18 protein-coding genes and 1 other RNA gene are annotated in these 19,715 nt (G+C 67.0%); 8 read left to right on the top strand and 11 right to left on the bottom strand.

The window, feature by feature from the left end; all coding sequences use genetic code 11:
* The 5 genes from ACZ1JS_RS08280 to ACZ1JS_RS08260 form a co-directional block, all read right to left on the bottom strand.
* Entirely contained in the window at positions 1–1,785 is a 1,785-nt protein-coding gene (locus ACZ1JS_RS08280) for a cation:proton antiporter domain-containing protein (RefSeq protein ID WP_465168503.1), read from the bottom strand.
* A complete protein-coding gene (locus ACZ1JS_RS08275) occupies positions 1,785–2,219 on the bottom strand; it encodes an iron-sulfur cluster assembly scaffold protein (RefSeq protein WP_465168502.1) in 435 nt (144 codons plus the stop codon). The genes ACZ1JS_RS08280 and ACZ1JS_RS08275 overlap by 1 nt, the downstream gene beginning before the upstream one ends.
* Before the next feature lie 49 nt (positions 2,220–2,268).
* Positions 2,269–2,790: a CvpA family protein gene (locus ACZ1JS_RS08270; protein WP_465168501.1), complete on the bottom strand. Its 522-nt coding sequence runs from the start codon at positions 2,788–2,790 to the stop codon at positions 2,269–2,271.
* A gap of 182 nt (positions 2,791–2,972) precedes the next feature.
* Positions 2,973–4,343, bottom strand: a complete 1,371-nt coding sequence (gene radA, locus ACZ1JS_RS08265; RefSeq protein ID WP_440490346.1) for a DNA repair protein RadA — start codon at positions 4,341–4,343, stop codon at positions 2,973–2,975.
* A gap of 184 nt (positions 4,344–4,527) precedes the next feature.
* Positions 4,528–4,740, bottom strand: a complete 213-nt coding sequence (locus tag ACZ1JS_RS08260) for a hypervirulence associated TUDOR domain-containing protein (protein ID WP_465168500.1) — start codon at positions 4,738–4,740, stop codon at positions 4,528–4,530.
* A 90-nt stretch (positions 4,741–4,830) separates the two neighbouring features.
* Between ACZ1JS_RS08260 and ACZ1JS_RS08255 the strand changes: the two genes are divergently transcribed.
* Both ACZ1JS_RS08255 and ACZ1JS_RS08250 read left to right on the top strand, forming a co-directional pair.
* A complete protein-coding gene (locus tag ACZ1JS_RS08255) occupies positions 4,831–5,973 on the top strand; it encodes a glycosyltransferase family 4 protein (protein ID WP_465168499.1) in 1,143 nt (380 codons plus the stop codon).
* Between the two features lie 39 nt (positions 5,974–6,012).
* Complete coding sequence (locus ACZ1JS_RS08250) at positions 6,013–6,348, top strand: DUF423 domain-containing protein (RefSeq protein WP_056506212.1); 336 nt, start codon at positions 6,013–6,015, stop codon at positions 6,346–6,348.
* 63 nt (positions 6,349–6,411) lie between these two features.
* Here the strand turns inward: ACZ1JS_RS08250 and ACZ1JS_RS08245 are convergent, their stop codons facing one another.
* The 3 genes from ACZ1JS_RS08245 to ACZ1JS_RS08235 form a co-directional block, all read right to left on the bottom strand.
* Positions 6,412–6,849 (bottom strand): N-acetyltransferase family protein, encoded by a 438-nt coding sequence (locus tag ACZ1JS_RS08245; RefSeq protein ID WP_465168498.1) that lies wholly within the window; start codon positions 6,847–6,849, stop codon positions 6,412–6,414.
* Between the two features lie 160 nt (positions 6,850–7,009).
* Complete coding sequence (trpE, locus tag ACZ1JS_RS08240) at positions 7,010–8,506, bottom strand: anthranilate synthase component I (protein WP_465168497.1); 1,497 nt, start codon at positions 8,504–8,506, stop codon at positions 7,010–7,012.
* Positions 8,503–10,452 carry a peptidylprolyl isomerase gene (locus tag ACZ1JS_RS08235; RefSeq protein WP_465168496.1) on the bottom strand — a complete coding sequence of 650 codons (1,950 nt, stop codon included), beginning with the start codon at positions 10,450–10,452 and terminating at the stop codon, positions 8,503–8,505. The genes trpE and ACZ1JS_RS08235 overlap by 4 nt, the downstream gene beginning before the upstream one ends.
* A gap of 129 nt (positions 10,453–10,581) precedes the next feature.
* Here ACZ1JS_RS08235 and tpiA point away from each other — a divergent pair, with 129 nt between their 5' ends.
* The 3 genes from tpiA to ffs all read left to right on the top strand — a co-directional run bounded on the left by tpiA (position 10,582) and on the right by ffs (position 11,968).
* Positions 10,582–11,328 (top strand): triose-phosphate isomerase, encoded by a 747-nt coding sequence (gene tpiA, locus ACZ1JS_RS08230; protein ID WP_465168495.1) that lies wholly within the window; start codon positions 10,582–10,584, stop codon positions 11,326–11,328.
* A 105-nt stretch (positions 11,329–11,433) separates the two neighbouring features.
* Positions 11,434–11,835 carry a hypothetical protein gene (locus ACZ1JS_RS08225; RefSeq protein WP_465168494.1) on the top strand — a complete coding sequence of 134 codons (402 nt, stop codon included), beginning with the start codon at positions 11,434–11,436 and terminating at the stop codon, positions 11,833–11,835.
* 38 nt (positions 11,836–11,873) lie between these two features.
* Positions 11,874–11,968, top strand: an RNA gene (ffs, locus tag ACZ1JS_RS08220) — signal recognition particle sRNA small type.
* Here the strand turns inward: ffs and ACZ1JS_RS08215 are convergent.
* The 3 genes from ACZ1JS_RS08215 to ACZ1JS_RS08205 form a co-directional block, all read right to left on the bottom strand.
* Positions 11,968–13,305, bottom strand: a complete 1,338-nt coding sequence (locus ACZ1JS_RS08215; protein WP_465168493.1) for a serine hydrolase — start codon at positions 13,303–13,305, stop codon at positions 11,968–11,970. The two genes, ffs and ACZ1JS_RS08215, sit on opposite strands and share 1 nt — an antisense overlap.
* A gap of 63 nt (positions 13,306–13,368) precedes the next feature.
* Positions 13,369–15,348, bottom strand: coding sequence for a DNA topoisomerase IV subunit B (gene parE, locus ACZ1JS_RS08210; protein ID WP_465168492.1), 1,980 nt, complete (start codon positions 15,346–15,348; stop codon positions 13,369–13,371).
* Between the two features lie 153 nt (positions 15,349–15,501).
* Entirely contained in the window at positions 15,502–16,272 is a 771-nt protein-coding gene (locus ACZ1JS_RS08205) for a GcrA family cell cycle regulator (RefSeq protein WP_465168491.1), read from the bottom strand.
* 86 nt (positions 16,273–16,358) lie between these two features.
* Here ACZ1JS_RS08205 and ACZ1JS_RS08200 point away from each other — a divergent pair, with 86 nt between their 5' ends.
* The 3 genes from ACZ1JS_RS08200 (at position 16,359) to argF (ending at position 19,552) form a co-directional block, all read left to right on the top strand.
* On the top strand, positions 16,359–17,195 hold the full coding sequence (locus tag ACZ1JS_RS08200; protein ID WP_465168490.1) for an ABC transporter permease: 837 nt from the start codon (positions 16,359–16,361) through the stop codon (positions 17,193–17,195).
* Positions 17,196–17,292: 97 nt separating this feature from the next.
* Complete coding sequence (locus ACZ1JS_RS08195; protein WP_465168489.1) at positions 17,293–18,483, top strand: acetylornithine transaminase; 1,191 nt, start codon at positions 17,293–17,295, stop codon at positions 18,481–18,483.
* A 151-nt stretch (positions 18,484–18,634) separates the two neighbouring features.
* Positions 18,635–19,552, top strand: a complete 918-nt coding sequence (argF, locus tag ACZ1JS_RS08190; protein WP_465168488.1) for an ornithine carbamoyltransferase — start codon at positions 18,635–18,637, stop codon at positions 19,550–19,552.
* The last annotated feature ends 163 nt before the right edge of the window (positions 19,553–19,715 follow it).

The raw sequence follows: 19,715 nt of genomic DNA, 5'->3' as shown, positions 1-19,715 counted from the left end.
CTACCCCGCGTCGTCGGCGACCGTGCCGGGCGCGGCGCTGACCCGGGCGTGGGTGAAGATCATCTCGCGTCCCTGTCGCAGATCGCCGGTTTCGGACTGTTGCATCAGCCGCTTCGCATCGGTCTTGCGATACAGGTCCTCGGTCCGGTCGATCTCGCCATCGTCGACGCCGACCGAGACCATCGCCGCGCGCGCCATCGTCACCGCCGAATCGAGCACCTCGCGGAACACGCCCTCGACCGGCGCGCCCGCCAGCTTGACCACCGCCCGCCGGTCGAAGGCGCGGACGAAGATGCCCGGCGTCGGGAACGCCTGATGGATCGCCGCGACCGCATCGCCGTCCAGCGGATCGCCATCGACGCAGAACAGCAGCAGTTCGGCATCCTGCGCCCCGGCCAGCCGCAGCAGGTCGATGCGGGTGCCGTCGCCATAATAGACCTTCATCCCGAAGCTGTCGGCGATCTCGATCATCTCAACGTCGTGGTCGATCACGGTGACGCTGATCCCCTGCGCCAGCAGCATCTGCGCCACCGTCTGCCCGAACCGGCCATAGCCGACGACGACCGCGCTCGCGCCGTCGTGCCGCGGTCCTTCGGGCGTGCCGCCCTCGCGCTTCTCAGGCTCGGCGCGGAATTTGCGCGTCGCCATCATCAGGAACGGGGTAGTCGCCATCGACAGGGTGACGATCGCACCGAACACACTCGCCGCTTCCGGAGCGATCAGCAGCGCGTTCTGCGCCTGCGCGAACAGCACGAAGCCGAATTCGCCGCCCTGGCTCAGCAACAACCCCAGCGCCAGCGCCCCGCGCCACGGCATCCCGAACAGCCGCCCGAGGCCGAAGATCACCAGCCCCTTGGTCGCGATCAGTGCGATCGCCATGCCGACCACGAACACCGGCCGCTCGACGATCGCGCCGAGGTCGAGCATCATGCCGACCGCGAGGAAGAACAGCCCCAGCAGGATCGAGCGGAACGGCTCGACATCGGCCTCCAGTTCGTGGCGATACGGGCTGTCGGCCAGCATCACGCCCGCGATGAACGCGCCGAGCGCGGTCGACAGGCCCAGCGCCTGCATCACCGCGGCGCTGGCGATCACGGTGAACAGCCCGGCGAACACGAACATCTCGCGCTCGCCCATATTGCCGATCAGCCGGAACATCGGCCGCAGCAGGAAGCGTCCGGCAAGGATCAGCCCGGCGACCGCGCCGATCGTCCACAGCCCCAGTTGCCATCCCGGCGGTCCACCTGCATCGGCCGGATTGCGCGACAGCGCGGCGACGATGGTAATCAGCGGCACGATCGACAGGTCCTGGAACAACAGGATCGCGAACGCCCGCTCACCGAACGGCGTCTTCATCCGCCCCGCCGATTGCAGCATCGGCAGCACCTGCGCCGTCGACGACAGCGCCAGCGGCAGGCCGAGCGCCAGCGCCGCGGCCCAGCTGAAATGCGTCGCCAGCCACACCACGCCGGTGATCGCGACGCCGCACAACACGACCTGCATCAGCCCGAGGCCGAAGATATCGCGCTTCATCTGCCACAGCCGCGACGGGCTAAGCTCGAGACCGACGAGGAACAACAGCAGGGTGATGCCGAGTTCGGCGATCGCCAGCTTGGATTCGGCATTGCCGACCAGCCCCAGCACCTGCGGCCCGACCACCGATCCGGCGACCAGATAGCCGAGCGTCGCGCCCAGCCCCAATTTGCGGAAGATCAGAACGAAGATCAGCGCCGCGCCCAGCAGCGGCGCGAAATCATGCAACAACGACGCGGTGCCATGCTCCATCAGGCGGCAGCCCGCTGTCCGGCGATCGCCGCCGCCTCGGCCGCCGCTTCGAACGCCAGCCGGATCGAGGCATGGCGGGCGCTATGCGGGCGCGCCGGTTCGAATAGCGTCAGTCCGGGCCAGTCGGGCGCATCGCCTTCCCCCGCCAGCCACGCGGTCAGCGCGTCGCGCGCGGCGGCAAGTTCCGCCGCACTCCGCCCGACGATCCGACGCGCCAGCAGCGCCGACGATGCCTGTCCCAGCGCACAGGCGCGCACCAGCATGCCGACCGCGGCGACCCGGCCATCTTCATCCAGCGCAACATCGACCGTCACCCGGCTGCCGCAGATCGGCGATCGCTTCTCGACGCTGGCATGGGGGTCGGACAGGCGGACGGCCTGCGCGGTCTCGGCGGCGAGGCGGAGGATTTCGGTATTGTAGAGATTGGCGGTCACGCGACCGGATGTAGGGCGCGATCGTGACGCTGGCGAGTCGTTCGCGCGATTATTCGCCGAACACCGGCTCGCCGCGCCGCCTGCGGTCGATAAAGTCGACCACGCTGGCGCTGGTCGCATTGAGCAGCGGATAGGTCCGCGCGTCCTTGATCCACACCGGCCGCCGCGTCGGCCCGCCGCCGATGAAGTCGGCCGCGAGCAGCAACAGGAGAAAGGCGAGGCTGGTCAGGATCAGTCCCTTCAGCGCGCCGAAGCCGAAGCCCAGCGCCCGGTCGACCGGTCCCAGCACCGATGCCCGCGTCCGCGCGCCGATCGCATTGGCGACCAGCCGCCCGGCAAAATAGCCGACCCCGGCGATCAGCGCGAAGGCGAGGGTGGCGGCGCCCCCGGCGGTCCCGGTCGGTCCGACCAGCGCGGCGGCGACCGGCGTGTGGAACAGCTTGAGCGCCAGCACGACCAGCACCCACGCGCCAAGCGACAGCACCTCGGTCACGAATCCGTGCAGAAAGCCGAGCACCGCCGCACCGCCGACGGTGAGCAGAACGGCAATGTCGAGCGAGGTCAGACCCATGCAGCGGCTATGCCGGGAGGAGTGATGAATGTCGAGCGGCCACTAAATCCTCCCCGCCCCGCGGGGAGGGGGACCGCCGCGAAGCGGTGGTGGAGGGGGTGCGCCCCGCAACGCAACGATCCGTATGCCGCAAACCCCCTCCACCAGCTTCGCTGGTCCCCCTCCCCGTGCCGGGGAGGAGTTCACCGTCCCAACATATAATCCACGAACCGCGGCAGGTCCTTGAACCCCGACAGCTTCACCGCACCGCCTTCGGCACTTTGCGCCGACGGCACCAGCGCCCGCCCGAACCCCAGCTTGCCCGCCTCCTTCAGCCGCAACGCGCCATGCGCCACCGGCCGCACCTCGCCCGACAGCGCGATCTCGCCGAACACGATCGCATCCGACGGCACCGGCCGCTCCGACAGCGCCGATACCAAAGCCGCCGCCACGGCGAGGTCCGCTGCCGGATCGGTCACCCGGTAGCCGCCGGCGATGTTCAGATAGACTTCGGCGGTCGCGAACGCCAAACCGCACCGCGCCTCCAGCACCGCGAGGATCATCGCCAGCCGCCCGGAGTCCCACCCGACCACCGCCCGCCGGGGCGTCGCGCCCGAGGCCAGCCGCACCGTCAGCGCCTGCACCTCGACCAGCACCGGCCGCGTTCCCTCCAGCGCCGGGAACACCACCGTGCCGGTGACATTCTCGTCACGGCTCGTCAGGAACAGCGAGGAAGGATTTGAAATTTCCGACAATCCTTCGCTCTCCATCGCGAAGACGCCGATCTCGTCGGTCCCGCCGAAGCGGTTCTTCACCGCGCGCAGGATGCGATATTGATGACTGCGCTCGCCCTCGAACGCCAGCACCGTATCGACCATATGCTCCAGCACGCGCGGACCTGCGATCGATCCGTCCTTGGTCACATGCCCGACCAGCACCACCGCCGTCCCGCGTTCCTTGGCGAAGCGGATCAGTTCGCCCGACGAAGCGCGCACCTGGCTGACCGTGCCGGGCGCACCTTCGATCAGGTCGCTGTGCATCGTCTGGATCGAATCGATGATGAGCAGGTCGGGTGCCGCCGAACCGCCAAAGGTGGTCAGGATATCGCGCACCGACGTTGCCGCTGCCAGTTGCACCGGCGCGGTGCCAAGGCCCAGCCGCCGCGCGCGCAACCGCACCTGATCTGCTGCTTCTTCTCCAGATACATAGGCGACGCTCTTGCCTGCCAGAGCGAGCTTCGCTGCCGCCTGCAACAACAGGGTCGACTTGCCGATGCCGGGATCGCCGCCGATCAGCGTCGCCGACCCCTCGACGAAACCGCCGCCCAGCGCGCGGTCGAGTTCGGCGATGCCGGTCGTCAGCCGCTCGGGCAGGGCGATATCGGTATCCAGCCCCGACAACAGGATCGGCCGGCCGCCGCTTTGCAGATTATGCCGCGCGGAAAAGGGGGTGACGACCGCACCGGCATCCTCGACCAACGTGTTCCAGTCGCCGCAATCGGCACATTGCCCCGCCCATTTCGACGAGACCGATCCGCATTGCTGACAGACATAGCGCTTCTGGGGTTTTGCCATGGCGGCGCCGTAGCAGAAGCGGAACGAAAGGGGAATGAAATCCTCCCCTGTAAGAGGAGGGGGACCTTCGCGAAACGGTGGTGGAGGGGGGCGTCCCAGATCGCAACGGTTCCGTCCGTGGACACGCCCCTCCACCAGCCTGCGGCTGGTCGCCCTACCCCTGCCGGGGAGGATAATGAGGGATTTAGTCCAACTCGCTCCCGCGCTTCAGCACCTTGGTCCCGTCGTCCTGCTCGATCAGATACGCCGGATTGTCCTTGGTGCCGTTCTTGGTGATCTTGCTACCTTTGATCGTCCGCTGCACGCGGCGGTCGAAGCGTTCCTCGACCTTGCCCTCGGCCGTGCCGTTGCCCCACGACCACGAAACCTTGGCACCCTTCTTGTAGCTATCACTCATTCGCCCACTCCTGTTGCCGGCACGGTCAACCGTCCGTGTGCGCAATGCGTTCCGGTGGCGTACGGGGCGCACCCGCGCTATGGCGCGGCGATGAAGGCTTCCCAACTCCGCGTGGCGATGTTCAGCGGAAACTATAACTATGTCCGCGACGGCGCGAACCAGGCGCTGAACCGGCTCGCCCGGCACCTGCTCGACCGGGACGTGGCGCTGCGCGTCTATTCGCCGACCGTCGCCCATCCGGCATTCCCCCCGACCGGCGATCTGGTCAGCGTGCCGGCCTATGGCATGCCGGGCGGGCGCGGCGAATATAAGCTGGCGCGCGGACTGACCGCGAAGACGCGCGCCGATCTCGAAGCGTTTCGGCCCAATATCGTCCATGTCTCCGCGCCCGATATCCTCGGCCACCGCGCGCTCACCTGGGGCCGCAAACGGGGCATCGCGACGCTCGCCTCGCTCCACACCCGCTTCGAAACCTATCCGCAATATTACGGCATCGGCTTTCTCGAACCGCTGGCGCTGGCGCTGTCGAAACGTTTTTACAACCGCGCCGATCAGGTGATGGTGCCCGGCCGCGGCATGGCCGAGTTGTTGCAGGAGTGGGGCGTGACCAGCCCGATCGGCATCTGGTCGCGGGGCGTCGACCACCATCGCTTCAATCCGGCGATGCGCGACCTCGACTGGCGTCGCTCGATCGGTATCGGCGACGACGAGGTCGCGGTCAGTTTTCTCGGGCGGCTGGTGCTGGAAAAGGGGCTGGATATCTTTTCCGACGTTGCCGCCGAACTGCAGCGGCGCGGCGTCAAACACCGCATTCTCGTCATCGGCGAAGGTCCAGCGCGCGACTGGTTCGCCGAACGTGTCCCGCACGCGGTATTTGCCGGTTTTCAGGCGGGCGACGATCTCGGCCGTGCCGTCGCGTCGATGGACGTGTTCTTCAACCCCTCGATCACCGAGACGTTCGGCAACGTCACGCTGGAGGCGATGGCGGCCGGCGTGCCGGTCGTCGCCGCCCGTGCATCGGGCGCGGTCGGGCTGGTCGACGACCGCCGCACCGGCTTCCTCGTGCCGCCGCGCGACGTGCCGGCCTATGCCGATGCGATCGCCCGGCTGTGCGAGGATGCCAATCTGCGCTGGCGCATGGGCCTTGCCGGCCATGAAGACGCCAAGGATTATGCGTGGGATCGCGCCAACCAGGCGGTGCTCGACGCCTATCTGCGGATCGTCCGGGGATAGCCGCCGTCCATTGCCAATGACCATGACCGGAGCCAGCCGATGAACCTTCTCCTGCTCGCCGCCGCCTTGTCCGGCGCGATGGCCGTCGCTGCCGGCGCGTTCGGTGCCCATGGTGCTTCCGGCCCGGCGGTCGACTGGTTCAAGACCGGCGGCCAGTATCAGCTCGCCCACGCCATCGCCGCGCTGGTCGCGTTGAACCTCGGCGCGCGCGGGCCGGGTTGGCTGTTCGTGGCGGGCGGGTTGTTGTTCGGCGGGTCGCTTTACGCGATGGCGCTCGGCGGCCCGCGCGGCGTGCTCGGCCCGATCACGCCGCTTGGGGGATTGGCGATGATTGTCGGCTGGCTCTGGCTCGGCTGGATCGCGCTCAGGCGGTAGCGCGGACGCTTTCCTACAACCGGCGCCCCGCGCTAGCGTCACGCCGCTCTTTCGGCGGTAAAGTCACCTGATCGCGATCGCGTAGGTATGGAACTGCGCGTCGCGTTCCCATCCGGCGCGGACATACAGCGCGTGCGCGGCGCTATTGTCCACCGCGGTCGACAGCGACATGCGCGCCGCGCCGCTCTCGCGCGCGACGTCGCAGGCGGCATGCAGCAATGCCGCGCCGATCCCGCGACAACGCGCCTCGGGCCGGACATACAGGTCGTTCAGGATCATCGTCGGCTGCATCCGCACCGACGAGAAGCTCGGATAAAGTTGCGCGAAGCCCGCATCGTCCCCGGCGATCAGAATCACCGACTGCCCCTGTTCGGTCCGCTCGGTCAGGAACCGGCGCGCGCCCGCTAAGTCACTGTCCTGACCGTAAAATTGTCGATACGCGTCGAACAGCGGCGCGACGCGATCGATATCCTGCAACGTCGCCCGACGGATGCTGTCCATGGCCTTCCTCGCTGACGGAGCATGCGTGTCAACTTCCGCGCGTCCGCCGAATCACTGTCTGCAGGAAAGTCGAGCAAAGCCAACGCCTTGCTCGCCAACTGCAACCGCACGACTATCCCGCGCTACCTTAACGTAGCGCAAACTTCGTCAACTTCCGCGCCTATTGTCCGAAACGGGCCTTTGCCGCCTGCGCCACTGCCTCGCGCGCCGCCGCCAGCAGCGCGCCGGCCTTGGCCTCGCACTCGCGCTGTTCATAGGCCGGGTCGCTGTCGGCGACGATGCCCGCGCCCGACTGGACGTGCATTACCCCGTCCTTGACCACGGCGGTGCGCAGCACGATGCACGAATCCATCGACCCGTCGGGGCTGAAATAGCCGACCCCGCCGGCATAGGCACCGCGCCGTTCGCGCTCCAGTTCGGCGATGATCTGGCACGCCCGCACCTTGGGCGCACCCGATACGGTGCCGGCCGGGAACCCGGCGAACAGCGCGTCCAGCGCATCGGCATCGGGGCGCAGCGCGCCGACGACGTTCGATACGATGTGCATGACATGGCTGTAGAATTCGACGGTATAGCTGTCGGTCACCCGCACGCTGCCGCTCGATGCGACCCGCCCGACATCGTTGCGACCCAGATCGAGCAGCATCAGATGCTCGGCACGTTCCTTCGGATCGGCGAGCAGGCTGGTCCGGTTCGCCTCGTCCTCCGCCGCCGTCGCACCCCTGGGGCGCGTGCCGGCGATCGGGCGGATCGTCACCTCGCCATCGCGCAACCGCACGAGAATCTCGGGGCTCGACCCGGTCAGCGCAAAGCCCGGCAGGTCGAGATGATAGAGGAACGGCGACGGATTGATCCGCCGCAGCGCCCGGTACAGCTCGAACGGCTCCAGCGGGAAGGGGCTGGTAAAGCGCTGCGCCAGCACGACCTGAAAGATATCGCCCGCCGCGATATACTCCTTCGCCGCCGCGACCATCTCGCCATAGCGACCCGCCGGCAGCGTCGGCGTCAGCGCCATCTCGGGGGCGTCGGACAGTCGGGTGGACGCGGGCAGGGTAGCGGCGTCGAGCGCGGCACAGGTCGCCTCGATCCGCTCGACCGATCGCTCGACCGACGCCCCCGGCCATACCGGGGCGACGACGAACAGCGTGTCCGACAGCCGGTCGAACACCAGCAGCACCGTCGGCCGCACGAACATCATGTCGGGCAGGCCCAGCGCATCCTCGGCCGCCTGCGGCAGTTGCTCGACCAGCCCGACCGTCTCGTAGCCGAAATAGCCGACCAGACATGCCAGCGCCGGCGGCAGCGCGGCGGGCACGTCCATCCGGCATTGCCCGACCAGCGTGCGCAGTGCCGCCAGCGTCGGTTCGCCGCACGGCGTGAACGCTTCCCGGTCGGTCAGCCAATGCGGATTGATCGCCGCGTCATGCCCCTCCGCCCGGAACACCAGATCGGGGGCAAGGCCCAACAGACTGTAGCGACCGCGCACCGAACCGCCCTCGACCGATTCGAGCAGAAAGTCGCCACGCCCCGGCTGGATCAGTTTCAGTGCGGCGGCGACCGGCGTCTCGGTATCCGCCACGCGCGTCGTCCACAGCAGTGCCGGACGACCCGCCGCCAGCGCGGCCTGCGCCGCCGCTACTCCTTCGACGCCGTTCATTGCGCGGCGGGCGCGGCCGACCCGGCCAGTTCACCGCGCAAACGGCCGATCGCCGTGCCATTCTTGGTCACGCCGACCTGGCGGCGCACCGCCTCGACGAACTGTTCGGCATATTCATTGCCGCTCAGCCGTCCCAATTCGCGGCCGATCCCGGTGATCGCCGCCTTGTCGGTGCTTGCGTCGCCGCGCGCGATCGAATCGAGATAGACAACGATCCAGCCTTCGCCGTCCGGGGCGGCGGTCAGCCGGGCCTTTTTCGGCGCCATCGCGAACATCAGCGACAGTGCCGGTGGCACCTGCGCGCCGAGTTGCGACAATTGCTGGCGCGATGCGGTCACCGGCCGCGGTGCGGGCAGGCGGGCACCCGACTGGGCAATCGCGGTGTTCAGCGGCGTGCCGCCATTGACCTTGTTCAGGATCTGCTGCGCGATCATCCGCGCCGCCTTCATCGCCTGATCCTTCAGATACTGGCCGACCACCTGCTGGCGAATTTCGGCCAGCGGACGCGGCGCGGCGCGGGTCACGTCGCCGGTCGCGACCAGCGCGAAGGTACCGTCGGCCTGGGTCTGCACGATCTGCGGCGCGTCGCCCGCTTCGGCCGCGAAGCCCGCCTCGATGATCGGGGCGAGCGCCGGGTCGGGCTGGCCGGGCTTCATCGGGTCGATCCCCTGCGTCGTAACCGGCGCCGTCGCCTGCGCGGTCAGCTTGGCATCGGCAACGATCTCGTCGAAGGTCGCGCCATCGGTAATGCCGCCATCGATCTTTTCCTGCACCGCACCCAGCGCCGTCGCGCTCTTGGTCTTGGTCAGCTCGGCGACCAGTTCCGGGCGGGCCTGTTCGATCGTCTTGCCGGGCACCTGCGTGATCGCATCGACCTTCAGCACGACGAAGCCGAGCGGCGCACGCACCGGGCCGATCACCGCGCCCTGTTGCGCGGTAAAGGCCGATTTGGCGATGTCGGCCGACGTCCGTGCGGCAAATTGGCTTTGCGTCTGACCGGTCAGCGTCGTCGCCTCCAGCCCCAACGGCGCAGCGGCAGCAGCGACGCTCTGGCCACCGCGGACCGCCTGCGCGACGCGGCTCGCCGCCGCCTGATCCGCGATGACGACCTGCGACACGGTGCGGGTCTGCGACGGAGCGAAGCGCGCCGCGTTCGCACGATAGGCCGCCTGGATCTCGGCATCGGACGGGGCCGATTGTGCCGCGACGCTCGCCGGGCTGACGATCGCATAGCGGATCACCCGGCGTTCGGGGATGGTGTAGCGGCCCTGATTGGCGGTGTAATAGGCCTGCAACTGCTGGTCGGTCGGTGCCGCCGGCGCGGGCAGGGCGGCGGTCGGCACGATCGCGACCTGGCCGGTGCGCGATTCCTTCGACAGCGAGGCATAGGGCAGCGCCAGCTGCTGCGGCAGGAAGCTGTTCTCGATCGTACGGGCCAGCATCATCCGGGTCAGCACGGTGCGACGGAAATCGTCGCGCAGCTGTTGCGGCGTGATCCGCGCGCGCGCCAGCGCCTGATCGAACGTCTGCTGGCTGAACTTGCCGTCCAGCCCCTGAAATGCCGGCAGGCTGGCAATCTGTCCGTCGATATAGCGGTCGCTGACGACCAGGCCGTGATCCTTGGCGAACTGCATCAGCGCCGAATCCGAAATGGCGCGTTCCAGCGACCCCTCGAACCCGCCCGCCGCGATATATTGGGCGGTGGTCAGCCCCGGCTGGCGCTGTGCCGCGTTCTGCACGTCGTTCTGGATCCGCTCGCGCAGCGCCGTGTCGCTGATCTCCTGATCGCCGACCTTCGCCACCGCCGCACCGGCACCGCCCATCGATGCGGGACGCAAGCCCTGGATATCCGCCATTGCGAAACCGACGGCAATCACCACCAGCAGCAGCAGACCGATGAAGATGCCGACCTTCGACTTGGTCATGCGCCTGAAGAAACCGAGCATCCGTGCAACCGATCGAGAGGAATGAAAGGAGGCTGCTTTAGAGACGGGCCGCCGCCGCTTCAAGGTTGCGCGGACCGCCAGAGACGCTATCGGCTGTAGAACATGTAAAACAGGCTGGGAGCCGGAACGATGAGTCGTCGCAAGCTGGTCGCGGGGAACTGGAAGATGCACGGGCTGCGTGGGCAACTGGCCGAGATCGAGGCGATCGATGCCGCCGCCGCCGCCGCGCCCGATGTCGATGTCATGCTGTGCCTGCCGGCGACGCTGGTCCATCACGCCGCCGAAGTCGCGAAGTCGGTGCGGATCGGCGGGCAGGACGTGCATGCCAATGATCGCGGCGCCCATACCGGCTGCCTGTCGGCCGAGATGCTGCGCGAGGCGGGGGCCAGCGTGGTGATTGTCGGCCATAGCGAACGCCGCGCCGATCAGAACGAAACCAGCCACGATGCCTGGGCCAAGGCGGCGGCGGCGCGGCGGCAGGGACTGGACGTGATCCTGTGCTGCGGCGAGACCGAGGCCGAGCGCGACGCTGGCCGTGCGGAGCGTGTAGTGCAGGCGCAGATCGAGAAATCGGTGCCCGAAGGGGCGAGCGGCGACTGGTTCACGCTCGCCTATGAACCACGTTGGGCGATCGGCACCGGTCGGACGCCATCCGCCGACGAGATCGCCCAGGTCCATGCGATCGCCCGTGCCAAGCTGCGCCAGATGGTCGGCGATGCCGCCGATGGCATCCGCATCCTCTATGGCGGCTCGGTCACCGGCGCGAACGCCGGCTCGATTCTGTCGATCGACGACGTCGACGGCGCATTGGTGGGCGGTGCCAGCCTGACCGCCGAGAAATTCGTGCCGATCATCGAGGCTGCGGCCGCGCTGTAAGTCGGGATGGAGCGTACGGGCGGTCGACTGCGTTGATCGTCCGTCAGCGCCCGTTCAGTTACAACCGTTTATGAACCTGCGCATCGCTTTTTCGGGACTATTGCCATGCGCCTTCCGATCCTGATGCTTGCTTCCGCCCTGATCGCCAACCCCGCCGTCGCCCAGGATCGTGCCGCTGCCGGAGAGGCGGAATTGGCGCGGATCGTGGAGGGACGGACTGCTGGCAAGCCGGTCAATTGCATCAACCTGCGCGATATCCGATCGAGCGAGATCGTACCCGATCTTGGCATCGTCTATCGGATGAACAACGGCACCTTGATGGTCAACCGGCCCGAAGGCGCGCCGATCCTTGATCGGGACGACATTCTCGTTACCCGCACGATCGGCACGCAGCTGTGCCGGATCGATATCGTCAATCTGGTCGACCGCACCTCGCAGATGCCGAGCGGGTCATTGGCTTTGAACGATTTCCTTCCCTATTCGCGGCTCCCGCGCAAGGCGAACTGACGCCCTTGCGTCGGGGCGGCGCTTCGCCCATATGGCCCTCGGGAGTCGGGCGGACGATGCCGTCGCCAACCCGGTCAGGTCCGGAAGGAAGCAGCCGCAACGATTTCGCAGCGGGTCGTCCGGCTCCCACCTTTAACGCGGCGCGGCAAGTTCCAGCGCGCGACTCACCAAACCGGTAAAGCGCAGCGTATCGACATCCCTGGCCGGATTGTTGACGCCACCCGAAAGCGCGTACCAGTTGCCGTCCTTGCCTTGCAGCAGGAAGGTCATGGTGAGGACGCCCGGCTCCGAACCGCCTTTGTATCCGACATAGCGCCAGCTTGCCGCCGGTTCGGGTAGGCCAGGGTTCTTCGACAGGACCGCCCGCAACTCCGCCCCAGCCGGGCCGTCGAAGTGGCTTCGCAGCCAGTCCATCGTCCGCACCAGATCGTTCGGGCTGGCGAACCATTCCAGTTGCTCGATACGCAGCGGCTTTCCGTCCTGGAACAGCCCTGCCGGGATCGCGGCGATCGGTGTGTCGCGGACCGGCCCGTCGAGAAACGTTCGACGCTGCGCAGCCGGCATCGCCAGATACTTGCTGCCGAGCGCGCCGCCATCGACACCCTTCAGCTTGAACACCTCGAGCGCGCCGAGGAACGGTAGGTTACGCGCCCCGCCATCGGTCATGCCGACCACCGGCAGCATCGCCTCCACCTTCCGCCGCCCGAGATGGAACAGCAGGATGTCGGTCGCGCTATTGTCGCTGACCGAGATCATCCGCTCGGCCAGTTCGCGCAAGGGAATGCGCGTCCCCTTGGGTTGTTGCGCATAGCCGCCGCCGGGCAATGCCGACCCGTCGAGCGTGACGACGTCGCTCCACTTGCGCTCGCCCGCCTCGATCGACCGGACCAGTTCGGCGAGGATCACCAGCTTGAACGCCGAACCGATCGCCAGCGGCGTGGTCGGAGCATGCGCCGCGATCGATACCGGTGCGCCGGTCCCCAGTCGCGACAGCGCGAAGCCACTTCTTCCCGGCATCGCAGCCAATTGGTCGATCACCGCTTCGACGGTCGCCGCCTGCTGGCCGCGTGGCTCGGCACCTTTGAACAGCAAACCGACGATCTGGTTCGGGGCAGCGGGATCGAGCGCGATTTCGGCGTTCAACAACCCGCGTTCGAAACCGATCCTGAACCGCGCCATCAGTGGCCCGACCGGTTCGATCTTCTCGACACCGGTCGGCTTGCCCAGCGAGGCGATGATCTGCGCGGTCAGCGCATCCAGCTTCGCCTTTGGCAGGGCTGCGCGGAACGACGGCGCGAAGACCGCGTCGAAATCACCATTGCCGCCGAACAGCGCCACCACATCGCCGGTTCGCTGCTTCAGTTGCGGCGACGGTGCGGCCATGGTCACGACCGGCGCGGCGGGGGACGGGGTGGCGGGCGTCGCGGCCGCTTGCAGTGCCAAAGCGATCATGCCGATGGCGAACCCCATATTTTCCCCCGATTTTTCCTACGTCTGATCATGCGGGGCCGACCGATGGGGGTCAATCGATCATCAGGCGTCGATCACCTCGTCGTCGAGCCGCGCGGCATTTTCCTGGATGAAGGCGAAGCGGTGGGCCGGGTTGGTGCCCATCAGCCGGTCGACCAGATCCTTGACCGCCGCGCGTTCCTCATATTCCTGCGGCAGGGTGATGCGGATCATGCTGCGCGTCTTCGGGTCCATCGTCGTTTCGCGTAGCTGACCCGGATTCATCTCGCCCAACCCCTTGAAGCGGGCGACTTCGACCTTCTTGCCCCGGAACGCGGTCCGCTCCAGTTCGGCGCGGTGGGCATCGTCGCGCGCATAGAGCGACTTGGCGCCGACCGTCAGGCGATAAAGCGGCGGCTGTGCCAGATAGAGGTGCCCGCGACGGACGACCTCCGGCATTTCCTGAAAGAAGAAGGTCATCAGCAGCGTGGCGATATGCGCGCCGTCGACATCGGCGTCGGTCATGATGACGATGCGTTCGTAGCGCAGCGCATCGGGCTGGCAATCCTTGCGCGTGCCGCAGCCCATGGCGAGGATCAGGTCGGCGATTTCCTGATTGGCTAGGATCTTGGCGCTGGTGGCGCTGGCGACGTTCAGGATCTTGCCGCGGATCGGCAGGATCGCCTGCGTCTTGCGGTCGCGCGCCTGCTTGGCAGAACCGCCCGCCGAATCACCCTCGACGATGAAGAGTTCGGTGCCGCCGGGATCGTCGGAAGCGCAATCGGTCAGCTTGCCGGGCAGGCGCAGCTTGCGCGACGAGGTGGCGGTCTTGCGCTTGACCTCGCGCTCGGCCTTGCGGCGCAGGCGTTCGTCCATCCGATCGAGGACGAGGCCAAGCAGCGCCTTGCCCCGCTCCATATTATGGCTAAGGAAATGGTCGAAATGGTCGCGCACCGCCTTTTCGACGAGGCTGGCGGCCTCGACGCTGGTCAGACGGTCCTTGGTCTGGCTCTGGAATTGCGGGTCGCGGATGAACACCGACAGCATCAGTTCGCAGCCGACCGTCACGTCGTCGGCGGTCATGTCCTTGGCGCGCTTGTTGCCGACCAGATCGGCGAAGCCCCGCAGGCCCCGGACCAGCGCCTGTCGCAGGCCCTGTTCATGGGTTCCGCCATCGGGGGTGGGGATGGTGTTGCAATAATAGCTGTAGCTGCCGTCGCTCCACAGCGGCCAGGCGACCGCCCATTCGACGCGGCCGGCCTCGCCCGGGAAATCCTGTCGCCCGGTGAAGAAATCGGCGGTCGCACATTCGCGGCCGCCAATCTGTTCGCGCAGATGGTCGGCAAGGCCACCGGGAAATTGGAACACCGCCTCGGCCGGTACATCGGTGCCGGCGACCAGTTCGGGCGCGCATTTCCAGCGAATCTCGACGCCGGCGAACAGATAGGCTTTCGATCGCACCAGCTTGTGCAGCCGCGCCGGCTTGAATTGCAGGTCGGCGAAAATTTCGGCGTCGGGGGTGAATGCGACCAACGTACCCCGGCGATTGGGCGCGGCACCGACATGTTCGAGGGGGCCGAGCGTCTGCCCCTGCGAGAAGCGCTGGCGATAGAGTTGCCGGTCGCGGGCGACCTCGACCACCGTATCGACCGACAATGCGTTGACGACCGAAATGCCGACGCCGTGCAGGCCGCCCGATGTCGCATAAGCCTTTCCGGCGAACTTGCCGCCCGAATGCAGCGTCGACAGGATGACTTCGAGCGCGGACTTGTCGGGAAATTTCGGGTGTGGATCGACCGGGATGCCGCGGCCATTGTCGATGATGGTCAGCCGATTGCCGATATCGAGCTGCACCTCGATCCGGGTCGCGTGTCCCGCGACCGCTTCGTCCATCGCATTGTCGAGCACTTCGGCGGCGAGGTGGTGCAACGCGCGTTCGTCGGTGCCGCCGATATACATGCCCGGCCGGCGGCGGACTGGCTCCAGCCCCTCCAGCACCTCGATCGACGATGCGTCATAGGCGGGCGGGGTAGGGACGTTCGCTTCGAACAGATTATCGGCCATGGCGGGCGTATAGAACGAAACGGGGTCATCCGCAAAGCGGGGTGAGAGTTGGGGCGGGCATGGGCAAAGCCCATGCCGTCGGTCGCGGCCTTTCGCCGCGCCGGCCGCGTTGATCGCTGGTTGCGCGGCCGAGCTACGCTCGGCCTGGCGCGATCAACGAACCCGGGGCCCACCATAAGGCAGCGGCGGCGGCGGGCGACGGTCGCGGCGGGGCAGCTGTGCCTGATAGGCGTGACCGCAATGGTCGACGCAATACGGGAAGCCCGGATTGACCTTGTCGCCACAGAAATGGAAGTCCGGCTCGCCCGGGTGACCGATCGGCCATTTGCAGATGCGGTCGTTCAGGTCGAGCAACGTCGTCTTGCCCGCGATCGCGTCGCTCGGCCGTGCCGGGACCAGTCGGCGCGGCGGGGCGGGGGTCAGCGGCGCGGTCTGCTCGCCTGGGTTCTGGCGAAGGAAGCCGCCGGGGCCGACCGAACGCATCACCGGCGCGTCGTTGCGCGGGGCGGGCGTCGCAACGGCGTCGTCCTCGTCTTCCTCTTCCTCGTCGGCCGCATCGGCGCTGGCGGGTAGCGGGGTGAAAGGGTCATCGTCGACCGGCTTGGGCGGCGCGGGCATGGGCGCTGGCGCGGCAACGACCGGCTCGGGCTTGGGTTCGGGCTTTGGCGGCGGCGGCGGCGCCGCTACGACGGGCGCCGGTTCGACCGGGGCAGGCTTGGGTGCAGGCGCCGCTGCCGGAGCCGCAGTCTTTGCAGCATCGTTCGAGCGCACCGGCGACGGGCGCGACTGCAGCCCCAGACGATGCGCCTTGCCGATCACCGCATTGCGGCTGATCCCGCCGAGCTCCTCGGCGATCTGGCTGGCGGTCATCCCCGATTCCCACATCTTGGCCAGTGTCGCGATGCGTTCTTCGGTCCAGCTCATGCCCGTCCTTGTCCTTCACATTCCTGTTGCGCCCGGCCGACCTTGATCCTTGCCGCCGCCTTCGCCAGCGATTAGGCGACACAGCCATGCAGGAACAATCCCCGTTGCGCGCAAAAATCGTCCTTGCCGAACCCGGCGTGCCCGTCATCCGGAACGTCAACTGGGGCGGCTTGCGCACGCTCTATATCAAGGAGGTGCGCCGCTTCTTCAAGGTGCAGCTTCAGACGATCTGGGCGCCGGCGGTCACGACGCTGCTGTTTCTCGTCATCTTTTCGGTGGCGATGGGCGGCGCGGGGCGGACCGTATTGGGCGTGCCGTTCCCCGATTTCGTGGCGCCGGGGCTGATCGCCATGGCGATGCTCAACAACGCCTTCGCCAATTCCAGTTTCGCGTTGCTGGTCGGCAAGATTCAGGGAACGGTCGTCGATTACCTGATGCCGCCACTGTCCACCGGGGAGTTGCTGGCGGCGCTGGTCGGCGGGGCGGTGACGCGCGCCTTCCTCGTCGGGATCGTGTTGTGGGGAGCGATGCTCCTCTATCCGGGCGTCCATGTACTGCCGCGGCATCCGGGCGCAGTGCTGTGGTTCGGGCTGTTCGGATCGGTCTTTCTGGCGCTTGCCGGCGTCATGACCTCGATCTGGGCGGAAAAGTTCGACCACGCTGCGGCAATCACCAATTTCGTGATCGGGCCGCTGACGCTGCTGTCGGGCACCTTCTATTCGGTCGAGGCGCTGGCACCGACCTTCCGCTCGATCAGCCATCTCAATCCGTTCTTCTACATCATCTCGGGCTTCCGTTACGGCTTTCTCGAACGGGCCGATTCGCCGGTGCTGCTGGGCGGCGCGGTGATCCTCGCGGTCGATGTCGCCATGGCCATCGGCTGCTACGCGCTGCTGCGCTCAGGGTGGAAGCTCAAGAATTGACGTGAGCCCTAAAGGAGCGGTACAGCGCCGCTCCGGGCGGCCCGGTTGGCCGCCCTTTTGCGTTTTCAACGCCGTTATTTCTCAAAGGAGCAGTTCGATGACGACCCCCGCGCTCATGCCCGTCTATCCACGGTGCGGCGTGCGTCCGGTCCGAGGCGAAGGCTGCTATCTCTATGGCGAGGACGGCACCGAATATCTTGATTTCGCCGCCGGCATCGCCGTCAACGCGCTTGGCCATGGCCATCCGCATCTGACCAAGGCGATCCAGGAACAGGCCGCGACGCTGATCCATGTCAGCAACCTGTACGGTTCGCCGCAGGGCGAGGCGCTGGCGCAGCGGATCGTCGACAACAGCTTTGCCGATACGGTGTTCTTCACCAATTCGGGTGCCGAAGCGGTCGAGTGCGCGATCAAGACCGCGCGCCGTTTCCATTTCGCCAACGGCAATCCCGAACGGCACACGCTGATCACCTTCAATCAGGCGTTCCATGGCCGGACGCTCGGCACCATCTCGGCTACTAATCAGGCCAAGATGCGCGACGGGTTCGAACCGCTGCTGCCCGGTTTCAAATATGCCGAGTTCAACGATCTGGAAGGCGCACTGGCGCTGATCGACGACAATACGGCGGGCTTCCTGGTCGAACCGGTGCAGGGCGAGGGCGGCCTGCGCACCGCGACGCCCGAATTCCTGACCGGCCTGCGCAAGGCCTGCGACGAGCGCGGGCTGTTGCTGGTGCTCGACGAGGTCCAGTGCGGCTATGGCCGGACCGGCACGCTGTTCGCGCACGAGCAGTACGGCGTGACGCCCGACATCGTCTCGGCGGCGAAGGGCATTGGCGGCGGCTTCCCGTTCGGCGCGTGCCTCGCGACCGAAGAAGCGGCCAAGGGCATGGTGTTCGGCACCCACGGTTCGACCTATGGCGGTAACCCGCTGGCGATGGCGGCGGGGCAGGCGGTGCTCGACGTGATGCTCGAACCGGGCTTCTTCGACCATGTGAAGACCATGGGCGACCGGCTGCGTTCGAGCCTGGAACAGATGATCCCGAACCACGACCATCTGTTTCAGGAGGTCCGGGGCATGGGGCTGATGCTGGGTCTCAAGCTGAAGTCGGACAGCCGCCGCTTCGTCGCCCATCTGCGCGATCATCACCAACTGCTGACGGTGGCGGCGGGCGACAATGTCGTCCGCGTCCTTCCGCCGCTCGTGATCGACGAAAGCCATATCGCCGAAGCGGTCGAAAAGCTGTCGGCCGCTGCCCGCGTCTATGTGCCCGTCGCCGACGATTGATTGAAACTGATCCTCCCCATCGCAGATGGGGAGGGGGACCAGCCGCAGGCTGGTGGAGGGGGAAACGCCCCATGCGACACGCTGGTGGAGGCCCCTCCACCATGCTGCGCATGGTCCCCCTCCCCATCTGCGATGGGGAGGACTGAAGAAAATGCGCCATTTCCTCGATCTCGCCTCGGCCGGTGCCGACGGCATCGCCGCCATCCTCAACGACGCCCTCGACGCGAAGGCCGCGCGCAAGGGCTGGCCGAAGGGGCGCGCCGATGCCGACGCCTCCTTGGCCGGACACACCCTTGCCTGCGTATTCGAAAAATCGTCGACCCGCACCCGAGTCTCCTTCGACATGGCGATGCGCCAACTCGGCGGTTCCGCGCTGGTGCTCGATGCCGGCACCACCCAGCTCGGCCGCGGGGAGACGGTGGCCGATACCGCGCGCGTGCTCTCGGGCTATTGCGACGCGATCATGGTCCGCACCGACGATCCGGCCAAGCTGGACGAAATGGTTCGCTATGCGTCGGTCCCGGTCATCAACGGCCTGACCGATCATTCGCATCCTTGCCAGATCGTCGCCGACCTGCTGACCGTCATCGAAGCGGGCAAGGCGTTGCCGGGTACCAAATGGGCGTGGCTGGGCGATGGCAACAATGTGCTGCACTCGATCGTCGAGGCCGGTACGCTGATGGGGTTCGATGTCGTCGCCGCCTGTCCGGAAGGCTATGATCCGTCGCCTGAAATCCTTTCGGCGGCAGGAACGCGGGCCGTGGTTACGCGCGACCCGGTGGATGCCGTGCGCGATGCGGACGTCGTCGTGACCGATACGTGGATATCGATGGGACAGGCCCATGCCGAACAGAAGCTGGCGGCAATGGCGCCGTATCAGGTCGACGCGGCGCTGATGGCCCATGCCAAGTCCGATGCGGTGTTCCTCCATTGTCTCCCCGCGCATCGTGGGGAAGAAGTGACGCCGGACGTGATCGATGGACCGCAGTCGCTGATCTGGCCGGAAGCGGAGAACCGTCTGCATGCGCAGAAGGCGATCCTTCGCTGGTGTTTCGGCCTGGTCGGCTGAACGATCGGACTTCGAACGGAACCGAGCAAGCAACGTTAGCGGGCGGCAGAACCGTCGTTCCGGTTTCGTACCGGGACGGCGGTGGTTTCGCAGTTGCAACATATCGCAAAGCGCTTGCGGAATGACGCGGGCACTCCCATGTGAGCGATCGATCACAGTTTGC

The sequence above is a fragment of the Sphingomonas sp. BL-S-05 genome (genome assembly GCF_055521695.1).
The sequence above is the reverse complement of the archived record's forward strand: the minus strand, read 5'-3'. Positions and strand labels throughout refer to the sequence as shown.